General features: G+C 38.3%; 17 protein-coding genes. 10 read left to right on the forward strand and 7 right to left on the reverse strand.

What is annotated here, in order from left to right; translation table 11 throughout:
- The first annotated feature begins 49 nt into the window (after positions 1-49).
- Entirely contained in the window at positions 50-850 is an 801-nt protein-coding gene (locus tag H6G44_RS02080; RefSeq protein ID WP_190386741.1) for a M15 family metallopeptidase, read from the forward strand.
- 227 nt (positions 851-1,077) lie between these two features.
- Here H6G44_RS02080 and H6G44_RS02085 read toward each other — a convergent pair whose 3' ends face one another.
- On the reverse strand, positions 1,078-2,154 hold the full coding sequence (locus tag H6G44_RS02085; protein WP_190386742.1) for a PIN/TRAM domain-containing protein: 1,077 nt from the start codon (positions 2,152-2,154) through the stop codon (positions 1,078-1,080).
- 351 nt (positions 2,155-2,505) lie between these two features.
- Between H6G44_RS02085 and hemW the strand changes: the two genes are divergently transcribed.
- Positions 2,506-3,690, forward strand: a complete 1,185-nt coding sequence (gene hemW, locus H6G44_RS02090) for a radical SAM family heme chaperone HemW (RefSeq protein WP_190386743.1) — start codon at positions 2,506-2,508, stop codon at positions 3,688-3,690.
- Between the two features lie 304 nt (positions 3,691-3,994).
- Here the strand turns inward: hemW and H6G44_RS02095 are convergent, their stop codons facing one another.
- Positions 3,995-4,291 carry a hypothetical protein gene (locus tag H6G44_RS02095; RefSeq protein WP_190386744.1) on the reverse strand — a complete coding sequence of 99 codons (297 nt, stop codon included), beginning with the start codon at positions 4,289-4,291 and terminating at the stop codon, positions 3,995-3,997.
- Between the two features lie 335 nt (positions 4,292-4,626).
- On the opposite strand from H6G44_RS02095, the gene H6G44_RS02100 reads away from it, so the two are divergent.
- Positions 4,627-5,889, forward strand: a complete 1,263-nt coding sequence (locus H6G44_RS02100) for a glycosyltransferase family 4 protein (protein WP_190386745.1) — start codon at positions 4,627-4,629, stop codon at positions 5,887-5,889.
- 4 nt (positions 5,890-5,893) lie between these two features.
- Here the strand turns inward: H6G44_RS02100 and H6G44_RS02105 are convergent, their stop codons facing one another.
- Complete coding sequence (locus H6G44_RS02105) at positions 5,894-6,172, reverse strand: Hfq-related RNA-binding protein (RefSeq protein ID WP_190386746.1); 279 nt, start codon at positions 6,170-6,172, stop codon at positions 5,894-5,896.
- 105 nt (positions 6,173-6,277) lie between these two features.
- Between H6G44_RS02105 and dapF the strand changes: the two genes are divergently transcribed.
- The 3 genes from dapF to ylqF all read left to right on the forward strand — a co-directional run bounded on the left by dapF (position 6,278) and on the right by ylqF (position 8,774).
- On the forward strand, positions 6,278-7,117 hold the full coding sequence (dapF, locus tag H6G44_RS02110) for a diaminopimelate epimerase (protein WP_190386747.1): 840 nt from the start codon (positions 6,278-6,280) through the stop codon (positions 7,115-7,117).
- Between the two features lie 349 nt (positions 7,118-7,466).
- Entirely contained in the window at positions 7,467-7,844 is a 378-nt protein-coding gene (locus H6G44_RS02115; protein WP_190386748.1) for a VOC family protein, read from the forward strand.
- A 48-nt stretch (positions 7,845-7,892) separates the two neighbouring features.
- Positions 7,893-8,774 (forward strand): ribosome biogenesis GTPase YlqF, encoded by an 882-nt coding sequence (ylqF, locus tag H6G44_RS02120; RefSeq protein ID WP_190386749.1) that lies wholly within the window; start codon positions 7,893-7,895, stop codon positions 8,772-8,774.
- Here the strand turns inward: ylqF and H6G44_RS02125 are convergent, their stop codons facing one another.
- Entirely contained in the window at positions 8,775-9,035 is a 261-nt protein-coding gene (locus H6G44_RS02125; RefSeq protein WP_190386750.1) for a hypothetical protein, read from the reverse strand. It lies immediately after the preceding gene.
- 134 nt (positions 9,036-9,169) lie between these two features.
- On the opposite strand from H6G44_RS02125, the gene H6G44_RS02130 reads away from it, so the two are divergent.
- Positions 9,170-11,062 (forward strand): GTPase family protein, encoded by a 1,893-nt coding sequence (locus H6G44_RS02130; RefSeq protein WP_190386751.1) that lies wholly within the window; start codon positions 9,170-9,172, stop codon positions 11,060-11,062.
- A gap of 11 nt (positions 11,063-11,073) precedes the next feature.
- Here the strand turns inward: H6G44_RS02130 and H6G44_RS02135 are convergent, their stop codons facing one another.
- Positions 11,074-11,610: a DUF2085 domain-containing protein gene (locus tag H6G44_RS02135; protein ID WP_190386752.1), complete on the reverse strand. Its 537-nt coding sequence runs from the start codon at positions 11,608-11,610 to the stop codon at positions 11,074-11,076.
- A 294-nt stretch (positions 11,611-11,904) separates the two neighbouring features.
- Between H6G44_RS02135 and H6G44_RS02140 the strand changes: the two genes are divergently transcribed.
- Positions 11,905-13,233, forward strand: coding sequence for an adenylosuccinate synthase (locus H6G44_RS02140; RefSeq protein WP_190386753.1), 1,329 nt, complete (start codon positions 11,905-11,907; stop codon positions 13,231-13,233).
- Between the two features lie 56 nt (positions 13,234-13,289).
- The gene (gene rplY / locus H6G44_RS02145) at positions 13,290-13,589 is read left to right on the forward strand and encodes a 50S ribosomal protein L25 (RefSeq protein WP_190386754.1); all 300 of its coding nucleotides are present in this window, start codon (positions 13,290-13,292) and stop codon (positions 13,587-13,589) included.
- 153 nt (positions 13,590-13,742) lie between these two features.
- Here the strand turns inward: rplY and H6G44_RS20055 are convergent, their stop codons facing one another.
- Positions 13,743-13,886: a hypothetical protein gene (locus tag H6G44_RS20055; protein ID WP_190386755.1), complete on the reverse strand. Its 144-nt coding sequence runs from the start codon at positions 13,884-13,886 to the stop codon at positions 13,743-13,745.
- Here H6G44_RS20055 and H6G44_RS02150 point away from each other — a divergent pair.
- A complete protein-coding gene (locus tag H6G44_RS02150) occupies positions 13,886-15,424 on the forward strand; it encodes a bifunctional aminoglycoside phosphotransferase/ATP-binding protein (RefSeq protein ID WP_190386756.1) in 1,539 nt (512 codons plus the stop codon). The two genes, H6G44_RS20055 and H6G44_RS02150, sit on opposite strands and share 1 nt — an antisense overlap.
- A 228-nt stretch (positions 15,425-15,652) precedes the next feature.
- On the opposite strand, the gene chlG is transcribed toward H6G44_RS02150, so the two are convergent.
- Positions 15,653-16,687 carry a chlorophyll synthase ChlG gene (gene chlG / locus H6G44_RS02155; protein ID WP_190386757.1) on the reverse strand — a complete coding sequence of 345 codons (1,035 nt, stop codon included), beginning with the start codon at positions 16,685-16,687 and terminating at the stop codon, positions 15,653-15,655.
- Positions 16,688-16,690: the final 3 nt, after the last annotated feature.

Below are 16,690 nucleotides of genomic sequence, written 5' to 3' on the forward strand. Positions count from 1 at the left end.
CCTCTTTCTTGTCTTTTTTTAACTATTAAACACAAATAGGAGCAAAAACTTGAATAAAGCTGGGTTTCCTAAAAAACCTCACAATTCATATCCTCTCACTGACGATGATATTCCGGAGGCTCTACGTGATACTAATGATGCAGAAAGTAGAATAAAATTAAAACCGCAGGTGATAATCATCAGTGGATTTACTGGATTTTTACTACTGGCTGTCTCTAGTGGTTTTTTGTTTTCTCTGACAATACCTAAGCCAACGGCTAATTCTGTGGTTGAAGCAATTAGTTCTCCACCTGTAGCTACCAATAGCCCAATTAATCGTGATGATACGGTGTTAGGACATTTCCCATATTCAGAAGCACCAGAGTCAGAATTATCGCCAATTACAGGTGATAGTAGAATCAGAATGCGAAAATCTGCTGCTGTCAAGTTTCAAGCAATGGTACAAGCTGCTAGAAGTGCGGGTATAATTTTAGTCCCAATTTCTGGCTTTCGTTCTGTACAAGAGCAAAAGCAGTTGTTTTTCGGTGTAGGCGCACAGCGTAATCAAACCCCATCCGAAAGAGCAGCCCTAAGCGCACCACCAAGTCATAGTGAACATCATACAGGTTATGCTGTAGATATTGGCGATGGTACAGCACCAGCAACTAATCTGCAAGCTAATTTTGATAATACTAAAGCTTATCAATGGTTACAAGCTAATGCTGCCCGATTTAGTTTTGAAATTTCCTTTCCTAAAGATAATCTTCAAGGTGTGAGTTATGAACCTTGGCATTGGCGTTTTGTGGGTGATAGTGATAGTTTAGAAACATTTTATAAAGCCAAAAATATTAAACCTACTAAAACACCATAGATAGAGATTTACTATAGTTAGGAAAAACTAGAATATCGAGGGGGAAAATTTAAAAATTATGTAATTAAAAAATATTTATAATTTCTAGTTTTTTATTTAGAAAAAACCTTGAATTAACTATTAAATTATTTCTGTCCTGGCGCGAAACAAAATTAAATGCATTTTATCGGTGCAGTTTTCCCACACCGATTTACATAATTTAACTCTAATTTTCCGTGCCATATTCCTTACGCTAATGCGGAAGCTTGGGGTTTGGCAAAAATCATCCTTCCAGCAGAAGTTTGTAAGGCACTAGTAACTACTACTCGCAATTCACCACCAACATAACCGCTACCTTCTTCCACGACTACCATTGTACCATCATCTAAATAGCCAATTCCTTGACTTGGTTCTTTTCCTTCTTTAAGAATTTTCAAATCAAGATTATCACCAGGTAAATAAGTTGGACGAACAGCATTTACTAAATCATGAACATTCAAAACTGGGACTTTTTGCACACTGGCAACTTTTGACAAATTGTAATCATTGGTAAGTAAAGTCCCATTAATTTCTTGAGCAAAACGGACTAATTTGGCATCAACAGTGGTAGCATCTTCATAGTCTACAGGATTAATTAAAATCCGTTCCGGGTAAGTTTCCCGAATGCGGTTGAGAATTTCTAATCCTCTTCTACCTCTGACCCGTTTTTGATCTTTACTCGCGTCGGCTACTTGTTGTAATTCTTGTAAAACAAATTGGGGGACAAGAATTAACCCTTCTAAAAATCCTGTTTCTAGTAATGTTTCAATGCGCCCATCTATAATACAGCTAGTATCTAAAACTTTAGTATTGGCAGGTTTGAGAGTTCCTTCCACTACCATACTTTCGACCGTACTGGGGTTAATTAATCTTAACAAACCCCGCCCGTGAGTATCTGCTAAATTCATTCCTGTAACAGAGAGGATAATACTACCAACAACCGCTACAAGAGGTTTGATAAAGCCAAAATCCGGGGGAATGGGTAATAAAAACAGGGGGGCTAACATGAGATTAGCTAATAATAACCCAATTACTAAGCCAATAGCACGGGTTAAAATCACTTCTAAGGGCATTTCCCGGACTTGTGACTCCAGACGACGGTATGTAGTTTGGAAACTCAGCCCGACTGCACCACCAATAATGGCGGCAAATACGGCTAAAACTAAGCGTAAGGCATCTAAATTACTAACTCCAGTAAGAGTACCTGGGGGGAGGAGGTCAGTGCTGAAATAACCTATCCCCGCCGCTGCCAAGATAAATGAGAGAATAATAATGACATCCAGCATGGTTGTGTTATGTTCCTATAATGGTATGTATCCGATAAAATAAAGTATGCTTGCTTGGGTAGATAGACAGAATATGCCAAAAAGCCCGAAATTGCCACTTAAAAAGCCCAAAAATTTTTAGCTAGTCCTTTAAGCCAGGGATGAAAATTATCTGGGCGATAAATCTCCCAACGACTTATGATGTTATACTATCTATTTGTAACAGGAAAGGTAATCAACCTGTCTAAAAACCTAACTACCCAACGTTAATCTGTACTCTGACAATTAAATCTATGCCGTTCTGTTGTCAATAAACTCCTCATTTTCACTATTTTTAACTGCCAGATTCAATTAACTTCACTATTGATTAGAATGAGTCAACAAGATATTGGTTGGGGAGTTCCCAGTTCCGCTTACGTGCATATTCCCTTTTGTCGGAGACGGTGCTTTTATTGTGATTTTCCGGTATTTGTGGTGGGCGATCGCTCACGAGGGGAAAATTCTGGCACAATAGCTGAATATGTTGAAGTTCTATGTCAAGAAATCAGAATTGCACCAGTTTATGGTCAACCCTTAGAAACAATTTTTTTTGGTGGTGGTACTCCTTCGCTGTTATCAATAGAACAGTTACAACGTATATTAATAACTTTAGAAAAACGATTGGGAATGACCTCTAGGGTAGAGATTTCCATGGAAATTGACCCCGGTACCTTTGATTTAGCACATATTGCTGGTTATTGCAGTTTAGGAGTAAATCGCGTCAGTTTGGGTGTACAAGCTTTCCAAGAAGAATTGTTAAAAACCGCAGGGCGATCGCATACACTTATTGATATTATTACAGCTATAGACTTAATCCACCAAGTCGAGATTCCCGAATTTAGCTTAGATTTAATTTCCGGCTTACCGCACCAGTGTTTAGAACAATGGCAAGATTCCCTAACCCAAGCCATAGCAGCCTCACCAACCCACATTTCTATTTATGATCTTACCATTGAACCGGGGACAGCCTTTAATCGTTATTATAAACCGGGAGATCATCCTTTGCCCACAGATGAAGCCACGGTGAAAATGTATCAATTGGGGCAAAAAACCCTAACAAATGCGGGTTACGAACATTACGAAATTTCTAACTATGCCCAAATAGGTCATCAATGCCAGCATAATCGAGTTTACTGGCAAAATCGCCCTTATTATGGTTTTGGCATGGGTGCTGCCAGTTATACTCAGGGTAAACGCTTTACTCGTCCCCGGAAAACTCAGGAATATTACCAATGGTTAAAAGCTGGTGCTGTAATTGATTGTGAAGTTACCCCACAGGCGGATGTTTTGCTAGAAACTTTAATGTTAGGGTTAAGGTTGGCAGAAGGAGTAAGTTTAAATTCCTTAGCAGCAAAATTTGGCAACCATCAAATAGAGAAAATTCAAAGCTGTTTACAACCGTACTTCGCTCAAGGTTGGGTGAAAATTGTTAAAGATAGATTGCGCTTTAGCGATCCTGATGGGTTTATATTTTCTAATGTGATGTTAGCAAAGTTGTTTGAAAAGTTGGGAGAATGAATATGTCTCACGCATAGGCGCGGAGTCCTATAGGTAAGCATTAATTTCATATTTCAATTTAGTAAGTCAGATTATATACGGTATTGTTCAGCAACAGAAGTCATATTTTCAACAATCTGGGCTTTTGCTAAAATATGCCCACCTAAATTCAGTTGCGTAACACTAATGCAATACACAAAGACTTTTTAATGATAAAACAACTACATTAAAATATATAGATATTTAACTACGGGTTACAATTGTGAGAATTACCTTTTTTATGTTTGTGTAATTCATCAAAGCTGATTTTATAGGTTGTTGACTTTCAGGGGTCAGTACGAAGAATTTGATGGCGATAATAAACGTAAATATCAAACAGTGACCCAACAAAACCACAAGTTAAACTAATTGTCAATAGACCATTGAGGGGACTACCACTACCGAAAGTGGCGAGAAAATGGAAAATTTGCAGAAAAACACCGGAAATTATGGTTTTTAGCCCATATATGTAACTAAAAAGGCATAAAACCAACAATATACCACCAACTAGGAAGACAGGAACCAGAAAACTAAAAATGGTGGTCAGGACAAGGGAACGGAAAAAGTTACTAAAAGTAGTCATTGTGAGACCGGGGTAGTGGGTAACTTGAGAGACAGCCGAAAATTTATCCGTCAGTTTCCACAATACTAGCGATCGCTGCTAAACATTCATTTCGACAAGAATCTTAAGTTTTCATTAAATTACACGGGTCATGCCTATCCCCGGTGAATTGGCTATTTTTTGATGTTTAAAATCTGCAAAACCCTGAATTTACAAGGGAAAACATCTCTGTGTGCAGTTGACTAGAAGTAAAAACCCTGTGAAAATTCGCTCAACTTTATGAGATTAGTCGTAAACTAAGTTAATAATTTAATGGAAAAGCACAATACTGATCAGAATGCATAGACAATAAAGATATGAAAAGTGATTCTACAAATCCACGACGGATTTTATTTTTACATCCTAACTTCCCTGCCCAATTTCGCCACCTGGCCACGGCTTTAGCCAAAAATAGTAATTATCAAGTTGTCTTCGGCACCAATCGTCAGGAAGGGGCAATTCCCGGTGTATTAAAGGTTATGTATCAACCCTCTCGTCAAGCTAACCCATCAACTCATCATTATGTCCGCAATTTAGAAAATGCAGTAGTTACAGGACAAGCTGTATATCGAATGGGTGAACAACTGAAAGCACAGGGTTTTGTTCCAGACATAATTTATGGTCATTCTGGTTGGGGTCCAACATTATTTATGAGAGAAATTTTCCCCAAAGCTAAATTATTATGTTTCTTTGAATGGTTTTATCATGCCCATGGAACTGATGCCGATTTTGACCCCAGCGACCCCCTAACTGTAGATGATCAATGTCGCATTCGCGTCAAAAATGCCCCAATTTTACTTGATTTACAAAATTGTGATCGTGGACTTACCCCTACTAATTGGCAACATCAACAATTTCCTGTAGAATATCATAGCAAGATCGCTGTTTGTCACGATGGTATTGATACCAAATTTTTCCAACCCCAACCGGGAGCAAAATTAGTTTTACCCCGAATTAATCTTGACCTTTCCCAAGTAGAAGAATTAGTAACTTATGTGGGTAGGGGTATGGAACCTTACCGGGGTTTTCCCCAATTTATGGAAGCAGTAGCATTAATTCAACAAAGACGGACTAAAACTCATGTTGTAGTTGTGGGTGAAGATAGAGTCGCCTATGGGAAAAATCTTCCCGATGGTAAAACTTATAAACAGTTAATGTTAGAAAAGTTAGATCTGGATTTATCTAGATTACACTTTACCGGGCGGCTATCTTACGATGAATATCTACAAGTATTACAAGCTTCCTGTTCTCATATTTATTTAACCCGTCCCTTTGTTTTATCATGGTCAATGTTAGAAGCAATGGCCGCAGGATGTTTATTAATAGCTTCTCATACCCCACCTGTGTTAGAAGTTATTAAAGATGGTAAAAATGGCATATTGGTAGATTTCTTTTCTCCCCTAGAAATTGCTCAAAAGGTAGATGAAGCTTTGGATAATTCAGGAGACATGATTTCTATTCGTGCTAAAGCGCGAAAAACAATTATCCAGAATTATGATTTAGAAACCCTTTTACCACGTCATTTAGATTGGTTTTTGGGTAAAAAAATCGCCTTTAAGTCCCATGGATTTGCCAGTTGACAAATTATACGGGTACAACCTCGACATTGGCATTTTGGGGGACTAACCCCTTTTCCTCTACCATATCACCTAAAGGTTTCATATAGGCGATCGCTTGTCTCCAAAGTGTAGTTTGTTCATTGTTACTATCTAAAACACATATACAATTCTGGTCTTGCCAAAAGATTCGACCTATAATCGTATCACCGGTCATTAATCCAAATTTGACTGTGATTTTTTCTTTAGTACACTTTTGGATTTGGCGAGTGCTAGGTAGTGAAGTATCAAATTGATTGGCTGTCATATATATATTGGTGATTAGTGATAGAAAAAATTATCAATTAACAACTGACAACTGACAGATTTTTTCATAAAATTAATAGATCTTTGATAATTCATATAGAGCAAAATGGCAATCGAATTTACTAAGTATCACGGACTGGGTAATGATTTTATCCTTATTGATAACCGTTCTTCATTAACACCAGTATTAACACCTGAGAAAGCTGTACAGTGGTGTGATCGTCATTTTGGAATCGGAGCAGATGGTGTGATTTTCGCACTTCCTGGACAAAATGGTACTGATTATACTATGCGGATTTTTAACTCCGACGGTTCAGAACCGGAAATGTGTGGTAATGGGATTCGCTGTTTAGCGGTATTTTTGACGGAATTAGAGGGTATTGCCCGGACAAAGGATAAATATAGTATTCATACCCTTGCAGGTGTGATTGTACCACAACTTACAGATGATGGTCAAGTAAAAGTGGATATGGGTGAACCTCGATTATTGCCAGGGGAAATTCCCACTAGTTTAGCATCTAGTCAGTTTCAAGTCATTAATCATCCCTTGGAAGTAGCCGGAAAAATTTGGGATGTTACCTGTGTTAGTATGGGAAACCCTCACTGTATCATATTTGTGGAAGATGTGGCGGCTATTAATTTAGAAAGCATTGGTTCCCAGTTTGAAAATCATCCTGTATTTCCCAAAAAAACCAATACGGAATTTATTGAAGTCGTAAATCGTAACTATTTGAAAATGCGCGTTTGGGAACGGGGTGCGGGAATTACCCTCGCTTGTGGTACTGGTGCTTGTGCCTCTTTAGTCGCGGGAGTATTGAATGATTTGTGCGATCGCCATGCTATTATTGAATTACCCGGTGGTTCTCTAGAAATTGAATGGTCAGAAGTTGACAACCGGATTTACATGACAGGACCTGCAGAACGGGTATTTACGGGTAAATACTAAATTAAGCCTGTTTTGACTTTTAAGTTATACTACTAATCCCAGTGGTTGTCTAAAAAATTGTTGTAGATGATACCTACGGTTAGCGAAGCTATCGCTAACTGTTTTTATGTATTTTAATTTCTCTATACAGAGACTGGACGCTTTTAGGTTAAATTACATTCATAAATATTGATTATATTCAAAGATATACAGCCATGAAGTACAGATATAAATAATTAAACTCTTGTGGTGCGGGCCTCTTGCCCGCATAAGGTGTACATCACTCAAGCCAAAAGTGCTGTAGCTTGTTTGTTAATTTTAGGAGGGTGAATTAACCGCACTTTTGTAGTAAATTTAAGATCAAAAAAATATGCAATATAATAGTATAATCATCACCATAGCCACAATTAATTTTGATAATATAGTCGGTTTCTATAGTCAATTACTAGAAGAAAAACCAAAGAAACTAATTCCCGATATCTACGCTGAGTTTGAAGTTGCTGGGTTAAAATTAGGTATTTTTAAACCCAAATCAGCAAATGAATCGGAATTTGTCATTAATACTCACAGTCCGCTAAGTTTGTGTTTAGAAGTGAATAATTTAAAAACCGCCATATCTAATTTAACATCTTTAGGCTATCCCCCACCTGGAGAAATTTCTATAGCTTCCCACGGTCAAGAAATTTATGCCTACGACCCCGACGGTAATCGTTTAATTTTACATCAATCACATCAAGTAAATCATTAGTAATAACTGACAACTGACAACTAACAACTGACAACTAACAAACTAACAATGTCAATCACACAAAACTACAAATTAAATTTAATTCAATGGTATCCCGGCCATATTGCCAAAGCTGAAAAAAATCTCAAAGAACAGCTAAAACGGGTTGATGTGGTTTTAGAAGTAAGAGATGCTCGTATTGCCCAAGCTACAAGTCACCCACAAATGAATGAATGGGTGGGGACAAAAACACGGATACTGGTACTCAACCGAGTAGATATGATTTTACCACAAGTGCGATCGCGCTGGATAGAGTGGTTTAAAAATCAAGGAGAATTTCCATATTTTACCAACGCCCAACATGGTCAAGGTGTCATTGCCATTGCCAAAGCCGCCCAAGCAGCAGGGATAGAACTTAATCAACGCCGCACAGATAGGGGAATGTTACCCCGTCCCGTCCGCGCCGTCGTCATTGGTTTTCCCAATGTTGGTAAATCAGCTTTAATTAACCGTTTGATAGGAAAGCGAGTCGTAGAAAGCGCCGCCCGTCCTGGTGTAACTCGACAATTGCGGTGGGTAAGAATTTCTGATCATCTAGAATTGTTGGATGCTCCTGGGGTCATTCCAGCAAGACTTGATAGCCAAGCTGCAGCCATTAAATTAGCCATTTGTGATGATATTGGTGAAGCGGCTTATGATAATCAACTCATAGCCGCAGCATTCGTAGATATACTGAATGAACTTCAGGAAACACATTCTCATTCATTACCACCACACCCATTACTTACACGATATGATCTCGACTCGATCATGCACACAGGGGAAACATACTTACAAGTCTTAGCAGAACATCGTTATAAAGGGGATGTGGAACGTGCAGCTAGACAAATGATTACTGATTTTCGGAAAGGATTTCTCGGTAATATTCCCTTGGAATTGCCACCGGGCTAATTACGCGTGTAAATTGGCTTGTTCTTGTAACCAAGAATCCACTGGTTCTCCATCTTTACGTTTGAGTTCTATTTCTATAACTACTACTTCTTTTGAACCGGGAGGTGCGGGTTTTTTATGGAAGATAATCTCGTAATCTAAGGGGTTTTGATTATGCTCTTTTAACCAATCTTGAACTTTGGTCAGGGCAAAAAATGATTGTCCTTGTGCAAACATTTGGGTGATTTGCATTTGTAATGTGTAGGGATTAATACGACTCATTTTTACGGACTCCTTTGGTATTTAGAATTATGATTATCTCACGCACAGAGGCAGATTGAGTTTTCTGATGTCTATTGTTCTGGAACTGTTAGGTCTTTTTTATCTCCCTGAAGTTTACAAATAGGTATAAAACAATGATACGCTTAAAACTCTGGCAATGGATGATCTTAGTTTCACCAATTGTGATTATTATTTCTTTCCTCATTGTTGCAGCGGGAACACAAATTCACACTTGGGGATTAAGTTGGATTTGGGCTTTATTTACATTTATATTTGTCGGTTGGCGGTGGTTACTGGTACGCTGGACTAAACCGGCAATCAATCAAATGGAAGCTGTTTTTGCAGAAGTTCGAGAAGAGTTAGAAACTTCCACAGATAATAATTTATTAATCGGAACAGATACGACTAAAGCAGTACAAACTGCATTACAAGATATTCTTATTAGGTCTGCAAATGATTTACCTATTTGGGAAGATTGGCAAACTTTTTGGCAAAGATGTCAAGAGCTAATAGTAGTAATTTCTCATATTTATAATCCTGAGGTTAAATATCCACTTTTAAATATTTATATTCCCCAAGTTTACGGTTTAATTCGGGGTACAGTAGATGATATGGATCAATGGATGCAAAAATTATCTCCTGTTCTTAATCAAGTTACAGTTGGACAAGCTTATCAAACTTATGAAGTTTATCGTAAATTAGAACCATCTGCCCGTAAATTGTGGAAAGTTTGGAATTGGGCGCAATGGGTATTAAATCCTATTACTGCGGTGGCTAAAAAAGCTAGTGAAGGAGTGGGAAATCGGGCTTCTCAAGAATTATTAATAAACTTGAGTCAACTATTACGAGAAGCCGCTTTACGGAACTTATGCAAACAAGCTATTGCTCTCTATACAGACACCAAAATTGAATTACCTATCCCCACCCTACCCCAAGTTAAAACCCAAACTCTGCGGGACATTCTCAGCCAATCTGAACCCCTAGAAACAGTTGCCCAAAAACCTATAAATATTCTGATTATTGGCCGCACAGGTGCAGGTAAAAGTAGTTTAATTAATACTCTTTTTCAAGATGAATTGGCTGCGGTTGATGTTTTACCGAGTACAGATACAATTCAAAATTATCATTGGGAAACGGAAAATGGGGAAATTCTTAACCTTTGGGATACTCCCGGTTATGAACAGGTAAAACGGGAAGATTTGCGAGATTTAGTCATTGATTATGCTAGTAATGCTGATTTACTATTATTAGTTACTCCAGCACTAGATCCAGCTTTACAAATGGATGTAGATTTTCTCGAAGATGTAAAATTAGAAGTAGAAGATTTACCCATTATTGCGATTGTAACTCAAGTAGATCGTTTACGTCCTATACGTGAATGGCAACCTCCTTATAATTGGGAAAAGGGAGAAAAACCCAAAGAAATTTCTATTCGAGAAGCCACAAAATATCGCCAACAACTATTAGGAAATTTTGCTAATTTAGTTTTACCTATTGTTACAAATGATCCGCAAAATAATCGTAATAATTGGAATATAGAAGCCTTATCTTCAGGATTATTAGCAGCAATAGAGCCAGCTAAACAATTACGACTAACTCGCTTTTTACGTAATTTAGAAACTCGCACTACAGCAGCAGCTAGAATTATTGATCATTATACATTTCAAATGACAACTACTCAAGGAATTACCGCAATATTAAAAAGTCCCGTTTTGCAATTTATTTCCACATTATCAACAGGTTCTCCTACCCTGGCTTATTTACTAGCAGAACAAATTCCCATTGAAAAATTACCCATAGTAATTGGGAAATTACAAATGGCTTATGAACTTTTTCCGTTATTAAATATAGACAATTCTAAAACCCGCAACTTTGATTTATTATCTCTGTGGCCATTATTGTTAGAAAATTCATCTACACCAGATCGTAATGCTTGGGCATTTGGTCATGCTTTAATAGAATATTGGACCCAAGATTTAACAATTGAACAATTACGAACCAGATTTAATTATTATCTTCAGCAATAAAAAATTAGAGATTATTTATGTAAATATAATACCTGTTTTATTCGCATTTTCTGGTGTAAAAGTGGCATAGTAAACAGACCCCAAGCCAAACCCGTAACTAAACCAAAAGGAGTAGCAAGATAATTATTAAAATCCCAAAAGCCGAAAACCTCCGCTGCTAATTCTAATGGATAAGCCATCATTAAGATACTAGTAAAAGCAGCACCATACCAACCATATTTACTCAACCAAAAAACACCTTTTCCATTAGTTAAACCATACAAAATCCGAGTAACTAACAAACCTGTAATAGTTCCATAACAACGCATACACACCGCCATAATAAAAGGTGAAGATAATTCCAAACCCATAGTAGGCTGAGGACAGACATGATTACCCATAAAGTAAATAATATCCGCAATAATCGGTAACACAAACACACCAGAACCAGCCAAAAAAGGTGCAAGAATGGGACCAAAAACCATCCCAACCAAGAGGAAATCAGCAAAAAAACTCACCCAATTAATTGGTTTAAACCGTAAATTCCCTAATAAAACAGACCGTTGCATTTTTCTCCGTGTCCTCCGTGCCTCTGTGGTTCGTTTATTTAAATACAGCGTTTTCCGCACTCATGAAACTCTTGTGTTACGGGCATCTTACCCGCTATATGTACTTACATGGGGAAGTGCCGTAAAACCAGTCTAGTGTTATTGTACCTTTTCTTTCTTCCTTTATGTTCTATTATGAATGGCAATTCCTATCTTAACCAGGTGATAGAACTATCAGAATTAATTGCTTGACAAGAACTCAAGAATGTGTTGATAATAGATATTTGTGGAAACTTTACCCTTTAATATAATCTCTTGGCTAACGTCATTGTCATAGGTGCCCAGTGGGGCGATGAAGGAAAAGGTAAAATAACTGACTTACTCAGCCGCTCTGCAGATGTGGTGGTACGTTACCAAGGGGGAGTTAACGCTGGGCATACAATCGTAGTCCAAGGTCAGACGTTTAAGCTGCATTTAATTCCCTCTGGTATTTTGTATCCAAATACCGAGTGTATCATCGGCTGTGGAACAGTCATAGATCCACAGGTTTTGATCAAAGAACTCGACCAACTAGAACAATTAAATATTTCCACGGCCAATCTGTTGATATCTCAGACGGCTCATGTCACCATGCCCTATCATCGCATGATTGATAAGGCATCAGAGGAAGTACGGGGAAATCATAAAATCGGTACAACGGGTAGAGGTATTGGTCCTACCTACGCGGATAAATCGGAACGTACAGGCATCAGGATGTTAGACTTGATGGACACTGATGGACTCCGTGAACAGTTAAAGTGGACGATAAACTATAAAAACACCATTTTAGAAAAGCTGTATAATCTACCGCCCCTAAATCCGCAAGAAGTGATTGAGGAGTATTTAGGTTATGCAGAACGTTTGCGTCCTTTTGTCGTTGATACATCGTTGAAAATTTACGATGCAGTTTTACGACGACGAAATATTTTGTTTGAGGGAGCGCAAGGGACACTGCTTGACCTGGATCATGGAACTTATCCCTATGTCACATCCTCTAACCCAGTGGCTGGTGGGGCTTGCGTTGGCAGCGGACTCGGACCAACAATGATAGATCGGGTAATTGGCGTGTCCAAAGCCTACACTACTAGAGTCGGAGAAGGTCCATTTCCCACGGAACTAAACGGCGGAATTGGGGATTTATTAGGCGATCGCGGTGCGGAATTTGGCACAACTACAGGTCGTAAACGTCGTTGTGGTTGGTTTGATGCGGTAATTGGTCGTTATGCAGTTCGTATTAACGGCATGGATTGTATGGCAATTACCAAACTAGATGTTCTCGATGAATTAGAGGAAATCAATGTTTGTGTAGCTTATGAAATGGATGGTGAACGTTGCGAACACTTCCCCACTAACGCCCGTCAATTTGCCCGTTGTCGTCCCATCTATAAAACTGTACCTGGATGGCAAGTGCCAACAACTCACTGTCGTACCCTGCAAGATCTACCGCAGCCAGCACTAGACTATATCAAATTCTTAGCAGAATTGATGCAAGTGCCGATCGCAATTGTTTCACTGGGAGCAAGTCGTGATCAAACTATCATTGTCGAAGATCCTATTCACGGACCAAAACGCGCACTGTTACACCCTAATGGGACAGCGAGTTAGTCAATGATAATTACTGAATGATAATTAACAAGTAACAAGTAACAACCAAAAATTATATGGCGATCGCACTCGAATCTAAACCCCGTCCCGAAGGTAGTAAACCCAAGGCTTTACGCCGTTCTGGCCTCATTCCCGCTAACTTGTATGGTCACAAAGGAATTGAATCAATTTCCCTAGTTCTTGACGCTAAAGTTGTAGAACGCTTGCTCAAACAAGTTACTGCTAATAAAACTCAGATAGAACTGAGCATTCCCGAATTAGAGTGGACTGGTACAACCGTAATCAGCGAAATTCAGATTCACCCTGCCAAAGGTACACCTTATCACCTAAGTTTTTTTGCCGGAGCTAAAGGCTAAAATTCAGGTAATAATAGGTAATAATCACGAAGAGAACCAGGGTTAACCCTGGTTTTTTTGTAGAAGGTAAGACTATCAAAATCCCTCTGACCATGAACCAAAAACAATTGATCATGAATCACTGACAATTGATCACGAACCAAAAATAATTGACTATAAACCACTAACAACTGACCACAAACCAAAAACAACTGACCACTGACAACTGACCACAAACCAAAAATAATTGACTATAAACCACTGACAACTGACCACAAACCACTGACAACTGACCACGAACCAAAAATAATTGACCAATGACAGAAACCAATCTTCCGACCTTAATTTCACAAATGTTACAGCCAGGATTTTATCCTCACCCTGTCACAGAACCAATCGAACTGATACAAACTCATATTTCCTATGTTCTCTTAACAGGGGATTATGCTTACAAACTAAAAAAACCAGCCAACTTTGGTTTTTTAGACTTTTCCACTTTAGAAAAAAGAAAACATTTTTGTGAGGAAGAGTTACGATTAAATCAACGGGGTGCAGGTGAATTGTACCTGGAAGTTATACCTTTAACCTTAGTAGGTGAACAATACCATTTAGGTGGTACAGAAGAAGCTGTAGAATATACGGTAAAAATGCGTCAATTTCCCCAAGAATGCCTATTTAGTGAACTTTTTGGTAATGGGAATTTACAAGAAAATCAATTAGAAGAATTAGGAAGAGTTGTAGCTCAATATCATGCTCAAGCTGAGACAAATGATTATATTCGCAGTTTTGGGGAAGTTTCCCAAGTGCGGTTAGCAATTGATGAGAATTATCAGCAAGCTGAAAAATATATTGGTGGCCCCCAAACACAAACACAGTTTGAGGAAACAAAACAATATACAGATAACTTCTTTGTTGAACATTCAGAATTATTTAAAAACCGAATTGAGAATAACTATATTTGCGAATGTCATGGTGATTTACACCTCAGAAATATTGCTTTTTGGCATGAGAAAATTATGTTGTTTGATTGCATAGAATTTAATGAGCCTTTTCGTTTTGCTGATGTTATGTATGATGTAGCTTTTACCGTCATGGATATTGAAGCTAGAGGACGGAAAGATTTAGGAAATGCTTTTTTAAACGCTTATGTAGAAGAAACTGGAGATTGGGAAGGATTACAGGTATTACCTTTGTATTTAAGTCGTCAGGCTTATGTGCGAGCTAAAGTAAATTCATTTTTGTTAGATGATCCTAATGTATCCGATGTTGTGAAAGAGGAAGCATCAAAAACCGCATCTGCATATTATCATCAAGCATGGGAATATACTAAACCCCAAGAGGGAAAACTGATTTTGATGTCGGGATTATCTGGTGTAGGGAAAAGTACCACAGCTAAGTATTTAGCCCGAAAACTGAATGCACTTCATCTCCGTTCTGATGCTGTGCGTAAGCATTTAGCGGGCATTCCCCTGTTAGCTAGAGGTGGTGATGAAATTTATACCGCAGAAATGACACAAAAAACCTATAGTCGATTATTGGCACTAGGAATTATACTGGCTAATCAAGGTTGGTCTGTAATTTTAGATGCTAAATATGATCGTCAGGATTTACGGGAAGCGGCTATTTCTGAAGCTAAACAGCATCAATTACCTGTACATATTATCAATTGCATCGCACCCTTAGAAGTGATCCAAGAACGACTACTTAACCGCACTGGTGATATTGCTGATGCTACTGCTGATTTATTAACATCGCAAATTAACCAATCTGAACCATTTACAAATCAAGAACAACCTTATATAACGGTTGTGGACACGACTCAAACGCTAGACACGCAATTATCAAAATTAATTTAATTTTTGTCTAGATGAAAATGGCGGTTAGAAACCGCGTTTACATGAGCAGAACCCACCTAGGTGGGTTTGAAATCTTTTATTTTTTCTCCCGTTCTCCTGGTTATAAAGACCAAAAGCAGTCCCCATAATGTAATCTTGCAGATATCTTACTAATCATTGTATGTGAATGTATGAGCCTTGGCAAGTGCTAATTAAAATAAAATGGTGCGTTCATCACGCACCCTACAATTAAACGCCAGCGTGACCTAATGCAATACCTGTCACCAACATTCCCAAAACCAAAAACGGTTGGGCGCTGGCTTGATATTTAACATCATTAGCTATGGGGTCACGGAGAAAATACATATCTTGGAAAGTGATTTGGGGAATGATTAATAATACGAGAATCGCTGCATATAAATTCTCGTGAATACTCACCAAATAACCAGCCACCAAACCTTGAAATAAGTCAATCATGACCACACAAATCAAAGCCGCAGTTTGGATGCCAAACATAACTGGTAATGATTGTAAACCTAATTGGCGATCGCCTTCCACACTTTTAAAATCATTAACAATGGCAATACCTAAACCTGCCAAACTGTAAAATAGAGTGAGAACGACAATTTTCCAATTCAATTCCCCAAATAAAGCATGGCCAGCCCACCAAGGTAAAGCAATATAACTTGCACCTAAAGCATAATTTCCTAACCAACCATTTTGTTTTAATTTTAACGGTGGTGCAGAATAGATATAAGCAATGAAACTACCAAAAACCGACAACAATAAAACATTAGGAACTGGATGACCTGCCCATAAATCTAAAATGTAAGCTACCCCATATCCTAGTAATAGTAAAAGCACGAATTGGCTAATTACTTGCTTTTCCGAAATTCTCCCAGAAGGGATAGGACGATAAGGTTCATTAATCGCATCGAGTTCTCGGTCATAATAATCATTGATAGTTTGAGTATAACCTGCCAATAAAGGACCAGAAAGCAGCATACACAAGGCAGACTTCAAAACATTTTCTAAAGTCCAGGTATAATTTCCAGAAGAAGCCGCACCACAGACCACACCCCAAATTAGGGGAATCCAGGTAATTGGTTTCATCAATTGTAAGCGAATTTTCCAAATAGAAGTTTCCCCAGCACTTGCACCTTTCATTCCCAGCAATTGCCTCGTTTTCGCATTGCGGTCTTCAGTGATTGTAGGTTCTTGATTTGTAGATTCCATAGCCTGATTAGGCTGAGAAATTGGGTCAATGGGATTTGATTCAGACATAAG

It is taken from the genome of Aphanizomenon flos-aquae FACHB-1287 (assembly GCF_014698755.1).
GTDB lineage: Bacteria > Cyanobacteriota > Cyanobacteriia > Cyanobacteriales > Nostocaceae > Dolichospermum > Dolichospermum flosaquae.